This window comes from Polaribacter aquimarinus, assembly GCF_003129485.1.
Taxonomy (GTDB): Bacteria; Bacteroidota; Bacteroidia; order Flavobacteriales; family Flavobacteriaceae; genus Polaribacter; species Polaribacter aquimarinus.
On the sequence record NZ_QFFG01000005.1, the window covers coordinates 55,794 to 71,567 of the forward strand.

Sequence of the window (15,774 nt, forward strand, 5' to 3'; positions counted from 1 at the left end):
TTTGTATTTACACTTGAATAAGTAAACTGGATAAGCAATATATAATATGAGCTTAAATTGTTTCTTTATTTTATTAAAATTGGGTTTACAAACTAATAATTGTTGTAAACCCAATAATAAATAAAAAACTAATTCAAAAATAAATTTTTAATATCCGGGGTTTTGTGGTAATAAATTAGGGTTTCTTGCCAACTCATCAGCAGGTAAAGGAAATAAATAATCTTGATTTGGATCAAAATTAGTTTTAGCTCCTTCTAAACCAGAAGCATTAAATACTTGATTACCAAGTTTTCTTCTTGCAATGTCATACCATCTTTTAAACTCAAAAGCAAGTTCCCATTTACGTTCTTCTAAAACTTGAGTTCTAAAAGCATCTTGCGATAAGCCAGAAATATCTGCAGGAAAAGCAGTCCCATTTCTTGCTCTACCTCTTACTCTGTTTACATAGCCATGAGCTTCTGCAGAGTTTGCTTGTATTTCGTTTAGTGCTTCAGCAGCTATAAGTAAAACTTCTGCATAACGCATCATACTATGATTGTGTTGAGATGCTCTACCATTATTATTAGCAGTTACTCCAGTAAATCTTGTATATTTTGCAATATGTGGTCTATTTACAGCTCTACTATGGAAAGTTCTAAATTTTGTAAAAGGTTCTACATTACCTTTAAAAACTCCTGTTGCATCAAAACTAACATCTTTTCTATAATCTCTATTATCCCAAGAATTATAAACCGCTAAAGAAGGAACAGCAACAGACCAACCACCACCGATTCCATATTGTTCATCAGCTCTAATACCAGTTAATGCCGCTTGGTAATCTTGTCCATTATCACCATCTCTAAAGCCATTAAAATCTAATGCAAAAATTGGCTCTAAAGAACTGTCTATTTTTCCTGCATTAAATAAATTTTGGTAATCAGACTCTAAACCAAGTTTGTAAACTCCTTCATTATCAATTACACCTTTAGCTTCGTTATATGCTTTTTGATAATCGCCTAATGTAAGATGTACTAAGGCTAAGTATGAATGAGCGGCAGATTTAGCAGGAATCGTTCTTGAATCTTGTGTATTTGGTAGCCATTCTTTTGCAAACTCTAAATCTGCAATGATTTTTGTGTATACATCTGCTGTCGAAGTTTTACTAATTGAACCTGCTGCGGCTGCATCAGTTACAGGTTTGTCTAAGTATGGAATGTCACCAAACTGTCTTACCAAATGGAAATAAGCAAAAGCTCTTACAAAATATGCTTGCGCAGTTATCGGGTTTTTTTGGTTATCTGGAACATTTACCAATTCAGCTCCTGCAATGGCTTGATTAGCCGCTGCAATAATCTGATAAACTCTATTCCAATATCCTGAAATCATACCATTATCTGCAGGAACATTAAAATCATTATGCTCAATTCTACGAGAAGAAGTAGTTGGATCTCCGATATCAACCATATCACTTCTTAGTAAAAGGGTTAGTGACATTTTTCTTCCCCAAAAATCTTCATGAGTCATATGTCCATAAGCACCATTAACTGCTGTTTGAATATCTTTTGTGGTTTGGAAAAAGCCTTCAGGAGCTAATAATCCAATAGGTTGTTCTTCTAAATTAGAACATCCAATTATAGATGTTATAACTAATAAAAACAAATATTTATATTTTTTCATCGTTTTGTATTTTTATTTTGTTTACTTAAATTTTTAGAATCTAATATTAAGACTAAAGTTAACAGATTTTACTGTAGGGTAATTACCAAAGTCAAATCCATTAAAAGTATTATTATCAGAGCTGTTTCCTCCACCTGAACCAAAATAGCTAACTTCAGGGTCTAATCCAGAATAGTTTGTAAAAGTTAATAAGTTTTGACCACTTATAGAAAGCCTAACATTATCCATACCTAATTTTTCGGTAACTTCTTGAGGAAATGTATATCCTAATGCAATATTTTTAAGTCTTATATAACTTCCATCTTCAACAAAACGTGAAGAAATTTCTTTACCTCTTAACTTTGCACGAGGAATATTAGTATTTGTATTAGATGGTGTCCAAGAATTCAAAATATCTTTAGTAGCATTAGAATCTCCATTAAATAACTGTACATTGGTAAGATTCATAATGTCGCCTCCATTTACACCTTGAAAAAAGATGTTTAAATCAAAGTTCTTGTAGGTAAAGTTATTTGTGATACCAATTGACCAATCTGCATTTGGGTCTCCAATTATTTTTTGATCAGAAGGAGAAATGTCTCCACTTCCATCTACATCAGCAAATAATTGATCACCTGCTGCTGCTCCTGGTAAAAGTGCTGTTCCTGCTGGTAAGCTACCTCCTTGATATACTCCTTTGTATTCATAACCCCAAAATACTCCAACTGCTTCACCTTCTCTTAAAACGTGAGTTCTATCTATGTTAAAATATCCTGGTGAGGCGTCAAGAAAAATATCTTGACCATCTAATAAGGTAACAAATTTGTTTTTGTTGGTAGACCAGTTGAAATCAGTTGTCCATCTAAAGTTTTCTGTAGAAATATTTCTAGTATTAATTGAAATTTCAAAACCTTTGTTATTTACTTCTCCTACATTTCTTAGACTAGCAGGTGTTAAGAAACCAAAGTATTCAGGTTGACTAGAGTCATTTATAATAAGATCTTTAGTGTCTATATTATAATAGTCTAACGAAAGCGAAATTTTATTATCTAATAAACTTAAATCTACACCAATGTTTGTTTGATATGAAGATTCCCATTTTAGATTAGGGTTTGCTGCTTGATCTGGAGTAACTGCACTAACCGTTTGTCCGTTAAGTACTGAATAAATATTATTAAAACGAGCTAGAGATTGGTATGGAGATATAGCTTGATTACCAGTTACACCATAACTTGCTCTAAGTTTTAAATTTGTAATAGCTTCGATGTCTTGAATAAACTTTTCATTAGACATTTTCCATCCTAATGCAGCAGAAGGAAAGATTGCATATTTTTCATTAGCGGCAAAGTTAGAAGCTCCATCTCTTCTTACTGTTGCTGTAAGTAAAAATCTATCATCATAATCAAAATTTAATCTACCAAATTGAGATTGAATTTCTGATTCTGTTAAAGAAGATGTAGGTATTAGTTGAACAGCTCCTCCTTCTAAGTTATGGTATGAAAACGAATCAGAAGTAAACCCTTGAGCACCTGCTGCAAATCTTTGAGTTGAATTTTTTTGGTAAGAATATCCTGCTAGTAATGTCAAGTTTCCTTTTCCTATTTCTTTATTATAAGTTAAGTAGTTTTCACTTAAAATATTAGTTCTTTTAAAACTACCAACTATGGCTCTACCTCCAGTATTACCTCCTGCTGTTGTGATTAAAGTAGATGGTCTGAAAAGACCTTCTGTTTCATTAGTAGAACTAAAACCAGCTGTAGTTTTAAATGTAAGATTTTCTAGGATATCATAGTTAGCATAAAAGTTTGCTCTAAAGTTATCTGTTTTAGCTTCATTAACACTTTCATTAGCAATGGCGTAAGGGTTATCTACATCATCACCAATATTGTTAACGGTATTTAAACCATTAGCGTCTTTGATACCTAAATCTGGAGAAAATCTAAATGTTAGAGATACTACATCATCACCACCACCGTTTGCAGTTTCACCAGTAGATTGTGTCGGGACACCATTTTTAGCACCTCTGCTTCCAAAAAGATTTAAGCCTAATTTTAACTTGTCAGTAACTTGGGCATCAATGTTGGTTAAAAATGATAATCTATTAAAATTAGAATTCATAATAACACCATCTTGATTAAAGTATGTTGCAGATGCATAAAAATTTATTTTGTCTGTACCTCCTGAGAATGAAAATTGATGATTTTCAGTAAGACCTGTTGTGTATAATAAATCTTGCCAATCTGTATTTTCTGATTGTTGAATGTAATTTGAGTTTATTAATTTTTGATATGTAGCAAACTCATTTGCATCAAGTAAATCTAACTTATTTGATGTGTTTTGTACTGAGTAGTTAGTGTTGAACTCGATAGATAATCTACCTTTTTTTCCTTTTTTAGTGGTCACTAAAACTACACCATTAGATCCTCTAGAACCATAAATAGCTGTTGCAGAAGCATCTTTTAAAACTTCTATAGATTCTATATCGTTAGGTTGAGGCATAACAGCACCTACAAAACCGTCAACGACAATTAAAGGAGCACTACTTGCATTTATTGAAGTATTACCTCTAATTTGAATTTTTATGGGAGCCCCGGGTTCGCCTCCATTGTTAGATTGAACAACCACACCTGCAGCTCTACCTTGTAATGCCTGACCTGCATTAAGTACTGGAAATGCATTTAGCTCTTCAGATTTTACTGATGATACAGCACCGGTTACATCGCTTTTTTTACGAGTTCCGTATCCAACAACAACAATTTCATCTAAGGTACTTGCGTCTTCTATCATTGTTACATTAATAATGCTTTTTCCGTCAGTTTTTATTTCTTGGTTTTTGTACCCCAAGTAATTAAAAACTAAAGTTCCTGACTTGCTTTTTAATGTAATAGCATAGTTACCATCAAAATCGGTAGTAGTACCTAGAGAGGTGCCTTTTACCTGTATGGTTACTTGTGGCAAAGGGTCGCCTGTTGCTCCATCTGTAACTTTACCTGTTATTTTTGTTTGCGAAAACAGTGCAAAACTGAATAACAACAAAGTAATTAAAGTTAAATTTGATTTTAATTTCATAATTTGTACTAATTTGAATTATTACTGTTAATTTTTGGTTCACCAAAGTGGTAAACCAAATTGGTTTACCAAAAGTAAGTGTTTTTTTAGAATCTTGCAATTTTTTTTTAAGCAACTCTGAAAGTGCTAGTAGTAATTTTGTTAATGCATTTATTTTGTTTTTAGTTAATTAATAAAAATAGATAATGGCTAAAAAAGAAATAATGATTACTGTAATAAGTAATATTTCTGCTATTGTTTCTTTTGAAGATCCTTTCATGTTATAAAACTAATAGAATAGGAAGAAATAAAAGTTCAAAAAAAGGGGTAAAATTATACAAACCCTTATGTTTATTGATGTTAGTGTTATTAAGATTTATGTTTTTTATAGTTCTGAAAACTTTTTTTGATACTGAGAAGGTGTTTTTCCGTACTTTTTTAAAAAACATTTACTAAAGTATTTTGGGCTTTTAAAACCAACTTTATAACTCACTTCAGAAATATTAATTTTACCTTGCTCAAGAAGTTGTGTAGCATAATTCATTCTAATATTATGTATAAATTCATTTGGGGTGAAATTTGTCCAAGCTTTAATTTTAGTAAATAACATAGTTCTACTAACTCCTAATTCTGAGCAGAAATAGGGAATGTCAAAATCTAGATTAGAAATATTATTTTCAACAATTTTAAGTGCTTTCTTGTGTAGTTTTTCATCTAGAGATGATATAATTACCTCATTAGATAAAATAGAGTTTACTCCAGAAAACTTTTCTTTAGTTCTATTATTAGAACTTATTATGTTTTTAACTCTTACCTTAAATTCTTTTACATTAAAGGGCTTGCTAATATAATCATCAGCTCCATTATTAAGTCCGTCTAATTTGTATATTAAAGAAGTTCTTGAAGTTAACAAAATAATGGGTATATGACTTGTTTTTATATTGTTTTTTATTTCTGCACATAGTTCTGTGCCAACCATAACAGGCATTACTACATCACTTACGATTAAATCTGGTTGGTTTCTGATTGCAGATTTTAATGCTGCTTTTCCGTTTTCTGCTTCTAAAATATTATATTTTTCTTTTAAAAGACTTTTCATGAATTTTCTAAGTGGTTTATTGTCTTCTACTAATAAAATTGTTGATTTTGAATTATCGATAATATTATCTTTGAAATCATCTTCAATTAAAACCACGGGTTCAGATAATTGATTTACATACTGTGATATGTCATCGCTAAATTTAAAGTCATTAATAATTTCATCTTTAGTTAAATGTTCTTTGCCTAAAGGTAATTCTACTGTAAAGATAGATCCAGAAGAAATATTGTTATCCTCAACTATAATTTTTCCTTTGTGCAGTTTTACGATATTTTTAGCTATGGATAAACCAATTCCAGTTCCTTTATTGTAAGTTTTTTCAGGATTGTTGTTGGTTGAAAGTTCAAAAAAACGATCAAAAATCTTATCTTTATTTTCATTAGTTATTCCTACACCAGAATCTTCAACGGCAATTAATATTTTATATTCTTCTTGTCTAATTCTAATATTTATTACACCATTTTTAGGTGTATATCTAAAAGCATTGGATATCAAATTATAAAAAACACGTTCTAATTTGTAGCGATCGTAATAAACCAGTATTTTATCATTAGTTGTATGAAAGTTATATTCATATTCTCCATCTTTGGCATACTCAGAAAAGGATAAATAAATTTCTTTTAAAAACTTAACAATATTTCCTTCAGCTGTTTCAAGCTTAAAAAGGTTTTTTTCTAGTTTTCTAAAATCCATTAAACGATTTATAAGTTGTAGCAGATGGTTGGCATTATTGTCTACAACTAAAAGTTTTTTGTAAACTTTACTGCTACCCTTATATTCCTTTAAAATTTGTTGTAAAGGACCCAATATTAGGGTAAGGGGTGTCCTGAATTCATGGGAAATATTTGTAAAGAACTCAAGTTTAGCTTTGTTTGCTTCTTCTATCTTTTCGTTTTCTATATATTCTAAATCGAGCTTGTGTTTAAGCGATGATTTTGCTTTTTGAATTTTAAATAAAAGGTATAGAGCTATTATTATTGCGAGTCCATAAATTGTAAAAGCCCACCAACTTCTCCAAGGGGCAGGTTCAACAATAATTTTTAAACTTGTAGGGGTATTGTTCCATAAACCGTTGTTATTAGCTCCTTTAACTTCAAAAATAAATTCGCCTGGGTTTTGAATTGTATAAGAAGCGGTGTTTTTGGTAGTATAAATCCAATCTTTTTCTAATCCTTTTAATCTATATTGGTATGCATTATTTTTTTGGTTTATATAATTTGGTATAGCAAAATGTAAGGTGAAATTACCTTGTTTATGAGATAGGTTTAATGAATTTGTGTATTCAATTGTTTGGTTTAATATTCCTAAAGTTGAGTTAATCTCTAAGGGTTTGTTTTTTATTTTAAAATCTGTAATTAAGACTTGAGGAGAGTAATTATTTACGGTAAAAAACTTTGTATTAAAAGAGGTCAAACCATTTGGCCCTCCAAAGTAGAACAATGATGAGTTTATTTTTATACTAGCATTATCATTAAATTCATTACTTACCAATCCGTCTTTTACATTGTAAATAATTGTTTTCTTAGATTTTAGGTTATGCTTTACAATTCCTTGGTTAGTACTAATCCATAAATTATTGTCATTGTCTTCAAGTATACTATGAATAGATGTTACTGTTTCTTTTTGTGTTTTTAATGGTGTTTTAATAAATGATTTTCCATTAAATTTAAAAAGGCCTTTTGCTTTTGAGCCAACCCAAATAGTTTGGTTAGCATCTTCAAAAATTGATGTTATATCTTCACCAGATTCTATTTCAGAATTGTAAAAATACCTAGAAATATTACCAGATGGGGCTATTTTACTTAACCCTTTTTGTGATCCCACCCAAATATTTTCTTGACTATCTATTGCAATAGTTCTAATCAAGTCATCTGTTATTGTGTTTAAATCTTTAGTGCTTTTAGTATAGATTTTAAAACTCTTATTTATATCATTAAAACATATCAAACCCTTGCCAAAGGTACCAATCCAAATATTGTTTTGGTTTTTTTTAATAGAATACACACCAGTATTCTTTAAATATTTTTTTAATTCAAAAGGTATAGAGCTATTACGAAATAAGTTCTTTTTTATATCAAAAACATTAATTCCAGAATTTAAAGTACCAATCCAAAGTCGATTGTTATCAACTAATAAAGATTTTATATTCTCATCTGAAAGTGCTTTGTAATTATCATTGTTAATATATGAAATTGAATTGTTTATTCTGTCTAAAATATTTAATCCTTTGCCTTCTGTTCCAATGAAAAGTAATTTGTTTTTGTAGTTCTCTATAGAACTAACAACATTATAACTAAGACTATTTTTAGAACGGTTAGTAGTAAGATTTTTAAAATTAATATTTGAGTTGTCCCATAGATTTATGCCTCCGTAATAGGTGCCAATCCAAATAGAACCTTTTTTATCTTTAAATAATGATTTTACAGAGTTTTTGCTTAAACTTTTAAAGTCATTTATTTTATTTTTTAAATTTATAATAGTATTGGTAGTGTCATAAATAAAAAGACCATCATAAGTTCCAATCCAAAGATTGTTTTGGTTGTCAAAGCATAGTTTTCTTACATTTTTATGGATATTTTCTTTTTCTATGAAGTAGCTAGTACTTCCGTTCTTAATATTTAAATTTAAAACACCATCACCATTTGTAGCTATTAATAAATTATTATCTTTTTGAAGGATATCTTGTACAGGAAATTTAATGGCTTTGTAATTTAAAAATTCAAAATGTAATTTGTTTCTAGATACCAGTTTACTGAGACCATTATTAGTACCTATAAATATTTCTGACGTATCAGTTTCTATAATAGACAATATGTGGTTTCCGCTTAAGCTTTTTTCGTTTGAAGCATTATGGTAAATGTTTGTAAATTGATTCGTATTCCGATTAAAAATAGAAAGTCCATCTGAGGTTCCTATCCAAATTTCACCGTTTTTCATTTCTTTAATACACCATATGGTATTGTTGCTTAATGAGGTGTTTTCTTTTTTATGAAAATAATTTACGAAAGTATTGGTTTTGGGGTCAAACTTATTTAAGCCGTTGTATGTGCCTAGCCATAGAAAACCTTTTTTATCTTCGGTTATTGATAAAATATCATTATTGCTAATAGAGTTTTTATCATCAGTGTTTCTATAAATGGTAAAAGTATTTCCATCATATTTATTTAAACCATCTCTAGTTCCAAACCAAACCTGACCAAAACTATCTTGTTGAATTGCAATTACAGAGCTTTGAGAAAGTCCTTCTGAAGTAGATATACGTTTAAGAGGGTATTCTTTTAATTGCGAGAATCCAAAATAAGAAAGAAATAAGATTGAAAAAAAAAATATTTTTTTAAACATATTCAAATAAATAAAAAAATGTTTTATGCAAAATTATACAATAATATATGATGAACATTTTGAGTAAATATATACTTTTTAGGGATAAAAAAAATTCATAAGAAGTATATTTTAGTACAATTGTATAAAATTAAGAATTGAGTATGTTTATAATTTTAGCCGATGTATATTTTTAAGTCTATTTTGGTTTATAATTTTTGTTCATAGTTTTTTTAACTTGATTTAAAATTTTTAACGTATATTTGGTAAACCAAACTGGTAAACCAATTTTAAAAATGAGAAACTATATTTTATTTTGTTTATTTTTAATTTCTCAAACGGCATTAAATCAGGTAGTTTTAAATGCCGATGGTAAAACAAATACGTACGATTTAATTAACTCTGTTTTGGCATCAGCAAATAGAAATGTTATAGAAGTACCCGATTGTAATCATAGTAGTTTTGGGAAACATATTACTCAAATTTTCGATGCTGAACTAAATAAATATGTATTTCAGTTTCATATTCATGTAACTCCAGATAACGATCGTTGTCAAAAATTTGATAGGCAGAGAAATGAAATAAAAACATACAGTGGTTCTCCAGAAAATGTAATCGCAAGATATAATGAGACTGTAGAATACAAATGGAAATTTAGAATTAGTGATGATTTTAAGACCTCATCAAGTTTTACTCATATTCATCAGATAAAATCGGTTGGAGGTCCTTATGCTTCAATACCTATGATATCTTTAACCTTAAGAAAATCAAGCCCCGATAGATTAGAGTTAAGATATACATCTACAACAAATCAGAGTACTTTAAAAACTGCGAATTTAAACCTATTTAGAGGAACATGGGTAGAAGTTAAAGAGGTGATTGAATATGGAAATAATGGTAGTTATCAAATTGAAATTAAAAAGAATGCAACCAAAGAAGTTTTATTTAGCTATAAAAGCAATTCAATTGATACTTGGCAAGATGGAGCTGAATTTGCAAGACCAAAATGGGGAATTTATAGAAGTTTAAACAATCAGCAAGATTTAAAAGATGAAATTGTTAAATATTCTGATTTTAGCATCGAAGAGATTACAGGTTCTTTATCTGTTGATTATTTAAAAGCAAAAGCAGCAAATATTTTACTTTTTCCTAACCCAGCATCAAAAGAAGTTGAGTTTAAAAATGCCAATTCAGGAAATTACAATTCTATAGAATTGTATGATTTTTCTGGTAGAAAAGTAAATATTAAAAAAAGAATTCAAAAAAATAAACTAGATATTTCTGGTTTTTCTAAAGGATTATATTTTATGGTATTTAAAAAAGATACCGTAACTACTAAGATTTTAAAGTGTTATATAAAATGATTTTTAGAAAAACGGTTTTTTTAGTATTTGTTTTACATTTTTTTCTGTTTAGTTCTTGTTCTTCTAAAAATGAAATAGAAGAAGAAATTGTCGAAGAAGATTCTTTAGATGAGATAGACAATCCTGAAAACACAATAATATATGCCGATATTGATTTTTCTAATTGGAAAGTTACTTTGCCAGTAGATGAAAACAATAATGGTAGTCCGGATGAATACAGACCTTCAGATTTAATTAATGGAGGTTATAGAGCATTAAAAGCTGTTCAGCCTTTTATGTACGATGAAATTTCTGATTCATCAATTGTGTTTTATACCTTTCCAAGCCAATCTACGGCAAATAGTTCCTATTCTAGAACAGAGTTAAGAGAATTGATAGTGCCTTCTAATTCTAAGATAAACTGGACTCTAGAGACAGGTGGTACCATGAAAGGTAAGTTAAAGATGATGGAGATTTCTAAAGATAATTCCTCGAGTAGAGAATACCATAGAACAATAGTGATGCAAATTCATGGCATTTTATCTATTACTGATAAAAATAGATTAGGAGTAAGTTCCAATAATGGTCCTCCATTAATAAAGATGACCTGGATAGATGGGGATTTATGGGTGTATAAAAAATCTTTGGTAAATGAAAACACAACCGGAGACGATTTGTTAGATGTGAGTAATGCTACCTGGAAAGACGAAAAATATAATATGGGAACAGTTGGTTTTGACGAATTCGAATTTAGAATAACTGCATCTAAAGGAAAAATAGAATTACAGTTAAATAATAATACACCGTATATATTTGAAGATATTAGTTTGGCAAAATGGCCCTTCGAAAACTACTTTAAAGCGGGTAATTATTTAAGTACTACACAATCTGGAGCTTTTTCTAGATTAAAATATTATAATTTAAAAGTAACACATTAAATAGAGATCATTTCATGAAACAAACATTCTTAATTATAAGTTTATTTTTACTACTTCTTTCCTGTGATAATAAAACTTCAAATAACATTTTAGTAAGTAATAATACAGAATTACAAGAAGCTATAGAAAAAGCAAAACCAGGAAATGAAATTGTGCTTAAAAACGGTGTTTGGAAAGATGTAGAAATTAAGTTTATAGGTGAAGGAACCAAACAAAATCCAATAAAACTAAGTGCAGAAACTGCTAGTAAAGTTTTTATTGAAGGGGTATCTAGTTTAGAAATAAGTGGAAATTATCTAGAAGTAAGTGGTTTGTTTTTTAGAAATGGACATTCGCCCAAAACAAATGTAATTGCTTTCAGAACTAGTAAAAGTAAAGTTGCTAATCATAGTAAAGTTACCAATTGTGTTATTTTAGATTATAATAATTTAGAAAGAGATCAAGATAATCTATGGGTGCAGTTTTATGGAAAACACAATACTTTAGAGAATTGTTATATCGCTGGAAAAACAAATGGAGGTCCAACAGTTAGAGTAGATTTAAAAGGAAATCAAAGCATTAGAAATTATCATAAAATCATTAATAATCACTTTGGTCCAAGACCAAGAAAAGGTGGTGCAAGAGGAGAAACGATTCAGTTAGGAAGTAGCTTTACATCAATGTCTCCAAGCAATACTTTAATTGCAAATAATTTGTTTGAAGAATGTAATGGTGAAGTAGAAATCATCTCAAGTAAAACCAATTTTAACATCATTAAAAATAATGTGTTTTACAGAAGTGAAGGTTCTGTAGTTACAAGACACGGAAATTATGTAAAGGTTGATGGAAACTATTTTATTGGTGATGGGGTTAATGATCAATATGGAGGAATCAGAATTATAAATACAGGTCATTGGGTTACTAATAATCTATTTTATAAAATAAAAGGAAAGAACTTTAGAAGTCCAATCGCAATTATGAACGGAATTCCGAAATCTCCATTAAATAGATACAATCAAGTAACAGATGTAGTTGTGGCTTATAATACGTTTGTAGATTCAGACTCGCCTTTTCAATTTGGAGTTGGACAAAATTTAGCACAAAAAGATGTGTTGCCAAAATCTGAAATTAGATCTGCAAGGCCTTTAAGAACTGAAGTTGTAAATAATGTAATTTATAATTCTAAAGGTGATGCAAACCCAATTATAGAACACGATAAAGCAGACGGAGTTACCTTTAAAAGCAACGTAATAGATAATAATGGTGTAGCGTTTTCAAAAAGAGTTGGACTCATTTCAAAAGAATTAACACTTACAGATATAGGTTCAAATATTGCTGTGCCAATTGCTGGTTTTGACGATGTAGAACCATATAATGGTTTCGATTTTGAAACCATTACTGAAGATTTAATTGGGAAATCCAGAAGTAAATCCAATCAAATTGGGGCATTGCTAAATTCAGAAAACATCAAATTGAATTTGTTAGATAAAACTAAATATGGTGCAGATTGGTATTCTAATGAAGTTGAAGAAAAGGAAGGGGAAATTCATTTTGTAAATAAAGCTGATGAATTTGTAACAAAACTTCAACAAGCCAAAAGTGGAGATTTTATTAGTTTAAATGATGGAACTTATCTAGTTCCAAAATCTTTAGCGATTAACAAATCCATCACAATTCAATCCAAAGGAAAAGCTGAAATAATTTTTAATGGTGAAAAAGACACTCCATTATTTTCATTACAACCTTATGGAAAATTAACATTGAGAAATATCAAGTTAAAAGGAAATAACAACAATTATGCTTTTTCAACTCTAAAAAAGAATATGTCTAATCACTTCGGATTAGAAGTTATAGATTCTGAAATCAGCCATTTTAATTATGCTTTAAGAGTCTATAAACAAGCATTTTCTGAAGAAATAATATTTAAAAACTCTTCTATTTTAAATTGTGAAAACGGATTAGAATTATCAGAAGAAACCAATGATAGAGGAGATTATAACACAGAATATTTAACCATAGATAGTTGCACTTTTAATTCTGTAAAACAAAACGTAGTAGATTATTACAGAGGAGGTTATGATGAGTCTACAATTGGTGGAAACCTATTAGTAACTAATTCTACATTTACAAATTGTGGTGCCAAAGAAAAGAATAAAATGTTGTTAAATCACAGAGGTATTGTGAATGTGAATATTAATAACAATACTTTTAAAAATAATAAAGTTCAGTTTGTATCTATTTTATGGGGCGCAAAAAATAATGTTGAATCAAGCAATACTCTGATGAACTCAGGAAAGATAAAAACTGAGGAGAATTTGAAACAAAAATTAATGTATTAATAAGAAAAGTGATGCCTAAAAAATTAATAACATTTGGAGAAGTGATGATGCGTTTATCGCCTCCAGGATATGAGAAATTTTCCCAAGCATCTTCACTAGAATTGGTGTATGGTGGTGGTGAAGCAAATGTTGCTATTTCTTGTGCCTATTTGGGTATGAAAGCTGCACACGTAACTCGTTTTCCAGACAATACGCTTGGTAAAGCTGCTACACAATTTCTAAGAAGACATTGGTTAAGTACTGAGCATGTTGTTTATGGAGATAGCATGATGGGAAAATATTTTTTAGAAAAAGGTGCTGTACATAGACCTAGCGAAGTTATTTATGAGCGCGAAGGATCTGCTTTTTCTATGATAGAACCTTCAATGATCAACTGGGAAGATGTTCTTAAAGATGCAGATTGGTTTCATTGGACAGGGATTACTCCTGCAATTTCTGATGGAGCTGCACAATGTTGTTTAGATGCTATTAAGACTGCAAATAAATTAGGGATTACTGTTTCTGGGGATATCAATTCGAGAGATAATATGTGGAAATATGGCAAAACTATGCAAGAAGTTATTCCTGATTTGGTAGAACATTCTGATGTTGTAATTACTAGTAGTCGTGGAATTCGAGAAATGTTTGATATTGGAAAAATTGAAGATAGTTTTAAATCTTTAGCCAAACAATTAATTGAAGTTTATCCTAAGATTAAAAAAGTTGTCAAAAAGACAAGAAGAACTTTAAGTGCTTCTCATCACCAAATTCAAGGTAAAATATATAATGGTAAAGAATATATTAAAAGTGATATGTTAAACATTACCCATATTATTGATAGAGTTGGTACTGGTGATGCCTTTGCAGCAGGTTTAATTTACGGTTTACTACATTATAAAGATGAAGAAGCAATTGAATTTGCATCTGCCGCGTGCGCATTAAAACACACGATTCCTGGTGATGTAAATATGGTTTCTTTAGAAAATGTAGAAAGTTTAATGCAAGGAGATACATCTGGTGCTATAAAAAGATAGTTCCTTTTATCACTTAAAATCTAAGAAAAATGAATATTAAATTAACTAGCAAACTTTTTTTTATAGCTTGTTTTGCACTATTTTTAAATAGTTGTTCAAGTAAAAAAAGTGAAAAAACGACGAGTAAAGCTGCAAAAAAAGTTAAATCTCCAAGTGATGTAATTCCGTTTATGGACAAATGGAAAATCCTTTTAGGTGATGGAACAAAGTCTAATGATTTAGTTGGTTTTCAAAAAGAAGGTTTTTTTTATGTTCAAAATGATGGAAAAACGGATTGGGTTGTGTATAAAACACCTAATTCTGGAATAACCTCTAGAACATCAAGCAACACCAGAACTGAGTTAGGAGAAAAAAGACATTGGATTCCTGAAGAAGGAGGAAAATTAACAGGTACTTTAAAAGTAATGCACGTTTCCACAACTGGTGATGCTACTAAAGCTTCTGCATATTCTGTGGTTGTTGGGCAAATTCATAGTGGAGCAGGTCACGAAAATGAACCTCTAAAAATTTATTATAAAAAATTCCCAGGACATACAAAAGGCTCTGTTTTTTGGAATTATGAAATCAATACAAAAGGAGATAATATTGGAAGATTTGACCATTCAAATGCAGTTTGGGGTCACGATTTTTCGATAGTTGGAGAAAGTGCAAAAGTATATCCAAAAGAACCCGAAGATGGTATTGCTTTAGGTGAAGAGTTTAGTTATGAAGTAAATGTGTATAAAGGAATTATGTATTTAACATTTGCCAGTAAAAATCATAAAACAGTAACTTTTACAAAAAGTTTGATAAAAACAGAATTTGGAACAAGAGCAGATGTGCCAGAACAAGTAAAAAGAACATATGCCAACAGAGAAAAAGGTGGTGGAGTTGAACGTGAAATTGCATATGCTGGCGAAATCAATTATTTCAAACAAGGTGCATACAATCAGGCTAATGTTAAAACAGGGTCTGAGATTTATGAAGGTGATATAGCAAAGCAATATGCAAATGGAAGTTATGCAGAAGTTTGGTTTAAAGAAGCTACAGTTGGAGATGCTCAACCTCCAAAGAAATAAA

At 29.8% G+C, this 15,774-nt stretch carries 8 protein-coding genes; 5 read left to right on the forward strand and 3 right to left on the reverse strand.

The window, feature by feature from the left end:
* Positions 1-147 precede the first annotated feature (147 nt).
* The 3 genes from DIS07_RS11425 to DIS07_RS11435 all read right to left on the reverse strand — a co-directional run bounded on the left by DIS07_RS11425 (position 148) and on the right by DIS07_RS11435 (position 9,124).
* The gene (locus tag DIS07_RS11425; protein WP_109405391.1) at positions 148-1,656 is read right to left on the reverse strand and encodes a RagB/SusD family nutrient uptake outer membrane protein; all 1,509 of its coding nucleotides are present in this window, start codon (positions 1,654-1,656) and stop codon (positions 148-150) included.
* Between the two features lie 33 nt (positions 1,657-1,689).
* Positions 1,690-4,704: a SusC/RagA family TonB-linked outer membrane protein gene (locus DIS07_RS11430; protein ID WP_109405392.1), complete on the reverse strand. Its 3,015-nt coding sequence runs from the start codon at positions 4,702-4,704 to the stop codon at positions 1,690-1,692.
* Positions 4,705-5,068: 364 nt separating this feature from the next.
* Complete coding sequence (locus DIS07_RS11435; protein WP_109405393.1) at positions 5,069-9,124, reverse strand: hybrid sensor histidine kinase/response regulator transcription factor; 4,056 nt, start codon at positions 9,122-9,124, stop codon at positions 5,069-5,071.
* 275 nt (positions 9,125-9,399) lie between these two features.
* Between DIS07_RS11435 and DIS07_RS11440 the strand changes: the two genes are divergently transcribed.
* The 5 genes from DIS07_RS11440 to DIS07_RS11460 are packed head-to-tail and all read left to right on the forward strand — an operon-like array spanning position 9,400 to position 15,773.
* Complete coding sequence (locus tag DIS07_RS11440; protein ID WP_109405578.1) at positions 9,400-10,467, forward strand: T9SS type A sorting domain-containing protein; 1,068 nt, start codon at positions 9,400-9,402, stop codon at positions 10,465-10,467.
* Positions 10,464-11,384: a polysaccharide lyase family 7 protein gene (locus DIS07_RS11445; RefSeq protein ID WP_109405394.1), complete on the forward strand. Its 921-nt coding sequence runs from the start codon at positions 10,464-10,466 to the stop codon at positions 11,382-11,384. The genes DIS07_RS11440 and DIS07_RS11445 overlap by 4 nt, the downstream gene beginning before the upstream one ends.
* 14 nt (positions 11,385-11,398) lie before the next feature.
* Positions 11,399-13,702 (forward strand): chondroitinase-B domain-containing protein, encoded by a 2,304-nt coding sequence (locus DIS07_RS11450; RefSeq protein WP_109405395.1) that lies wholly within the window; start codon positions 11,399-11,401, stop codon positions 13,700-13,702.
* Positions 13,703-13,713: 11 nt separating this feature from the next.
* Positions 13,714-14,715, forward strand: coding sequence for a sugar kinase (locus DIS07_RS11455; protein WP_109405396.1), 1,002 nt, complete (start codon positions 13,714-13,716; stop codon positions 14,713-14,715).
* A gap of 29 nt (positions 14,716-14,744) precedes the next feature.
* A complete protein-coding gene (locus tag DIS07_RS11460) occupies positions 14,745-15,773 on the forward strand; it encodes a polysaccharide lyase family 7 protein (protein ID WP_109405397.1) in 1,029 nt (342 codons plus the stop codon).
* Position 15,774 lies beyond the last annotated feature (1 nt).

Coding starts and splice junctions, on each gene's coding strand:
- DIS07_RS11430 (WP_109405392.1), bottom strand. CDS start 4,704: ATGAAATTAAAATCAAATTTAACTTTAATTACTTTGTTGTTATTCAGT.
- DIS07_RS11425 (WP_109405391.1), bottom strand. CDS start 1,656: ATGAAAAAATATAAATATTTGTTTTTATTAGTTATAACATCTATAATT.
- DIS07_RS11460 (WP_109405397.1), top strand. CDS start 14,745: ATGAATATTAAATTAACTAGCAAACTTTTTTTTATAGCTTGTTTTGCA.
- DIS07_RS11455 (WP_109405396.1), top strand. CDS start 13,714: ATGCCTAAAAAATTAATAACATTTGGAGAAGTGATGATGCGTTTATCG.
- DIS07_RS11440 (WP_109405578.1), top strand. CDS start 9,400: ATGAGAAACTATATTTTATTTTGTTTATTTTTAATTTCTCAAACGGCA.
- DIS07_RS11450 (WP_109405395.1), top strand. CDS start 11,399: ATGAAACAAACATTCTTAATTATAAGTTTATTTTTACTACTTCTTTCC.
- DIS07_RS11435 (WP_109405393.1), bottom strand. CDS start 9,124: ATGTTTAAAAAAATATTTTTTTTTTCAATCTTATTTCTTTCTTATTTT.
- DIS07_RS11445 (WP_109405394.1), top strand. CDS start 10,464: ATGATTTTTAGAAAAACGGTTTTTTTAGTATTTGTTTTACATTTTTTT.